This window comes from Rhizobium sophoriradicis (assembly GCF_003939025.1).
Classification (GTDB): Bacteria; Pseudomonadota; Alphaproteobacteria; order Rhizobiales; family Rhizobiaceae; genus Rhizobium; species Rhizobium sophoriradicis.
Map to the genome: position 1 here is coordinate 1 of NZ_RQIH01000054.1, position 1,295 is coordinate 1,295.

2 protein-coding genes are annotated in these 1,295 nt (G+C 59.7%); both read left to right on the plus strand.

The features are described 5' to 3' along the window. Nucleotides 1-96 precede the first annotated feature (96 nt). Nucleotides 97-990 carry a nitrogenase iron protein gene (gene nifH / locus EFR00_RS32740; RefSeq protein WP_004675840.1) on the plus strand — a complete coding sequence of 298 codons (894 nt, stop codon included), beginning with the start codon at nucleotides 97-99 and terminating at the stop codon, nucleotides 988-990. A gap of 107 nt (nucleotides 991-1,097) precedes the next feature. Continuing rightward, a partial coding sequence (locus EFR00_RS32745; RefSeq protein ID WP_077991962.1) for a nitrogenase occupies nucleotides 1,098-1,295 on the plus strand: 198 nt, incomplete at its 3' end.

The window sequence follows — 1,295 nt, forward strand, 5'->3', positions numbered from 1 at the left end:
GCCCACATGGCACGGGTTTTGAAGATTGCCATGCGAGGCGGCGCGAGCTGCCTGCCTTTTACTCAGCGATGGATGGAACGAAAGAAGGAAGGCGATATGTCAGATTTGCGTCAAATCGCATTTTACGGCAAAGGGGGGATCGGCAAGTCCACCACCTCCCAAAATACGCTCGCAGCGCTTGTCGACCTCGGGCAGAAGATCCTGATCGTCGGATGCGACCCGAAAGCCGACTCCACCCGGCTGATCCTGAACGCCAAAGCACAGGACACGGTTCTTCATCTGGCGGCGCAGGAAGGTTCGGTGGAAGACCTTGAGCTCGAGGACGTGCTCAAGGCCGGCTACAAAGGCATCAAGTGCGTGGAGTCCGGCGGTCCGGAACCGGGCGTCGGCTGCGCCGGGCGCGGCGTCATCACCTCGATCAATTTCCTCGAAGAGAACGGTGCTTATGACGATGTCGACTACGTCTCCTATGACGTGCTCGGCGATGTGGTGTGCGGTGGCTTCGCGATGCCGATCCGTGAGAACAAGGCCCAGGAGATCTACATCGTGATGTCCGGCGAGATGATGGCGCTCTATGCCGCCAACAACATCGCCAAGGGCATCCTGAAATATGCCCATTCCGGCGGCGTGCGGCTCGGCGGCCTGATCTGTAACGAGCGCCAGACGGACCGCGAGCTCGACCTCTCCGAGGCGCTGGCTGCCAGGCTCAATTCCAAGCTCATCCACTTTGTGCCGCGTGACAACATCGTCCAGCACGCCGAGCTCAGGAAGATGACGGTGATCCAGTACGCGCCGGACTCCAAGCAGGCCGGGGAATATCGGGCGCTAGCCGAGAAGATCCATGCCAATTCGGGCCAAGGGACCATTCCGACCCCGATTACCATGGAAGAGCTCGAAGACATGCTGCTCGACTTCGGCATCATGAAGAGCGACGAGCAGATGCTGGCCGAATTACAGGCCAAGGAGTCAGCGGTGGTTGCGGCTCAATAACTGCCGCTGTCGACAGGACGCGCTGGCCCTTGAGCCAGCGCGTCCTTCCACGAAAGACGCTTCGGCGACGACGACCTAACCCGAACCTTGAAAGGGGGCAGGGGCCCATGAGCCTTGATTACGAGAATGACAGCGTTTTGCATGAAAAGCTCATTGCGGAAGTGTTAGCGCAATATCCAGACAAGGCGGCGAAGCGCCGCAAGAAGCACCTCAGCGTCGCAACGAGCCGCGACGAGCCTGGCGATGAGCCGAAGGCCCTTTCCGAATGCGACGTCAAATCGAACATCAAGTCCATTCCGGGCGTG

What these genes read in the sequence shown, in the direction of transcription:
- nifH (WP_004675840.1), top strand. Translation starts at nt 97, where the DNA reads ATGTCAGATTTGCGTCAAATCGCATTTTACGGCAAAGGGGGGATCGGC.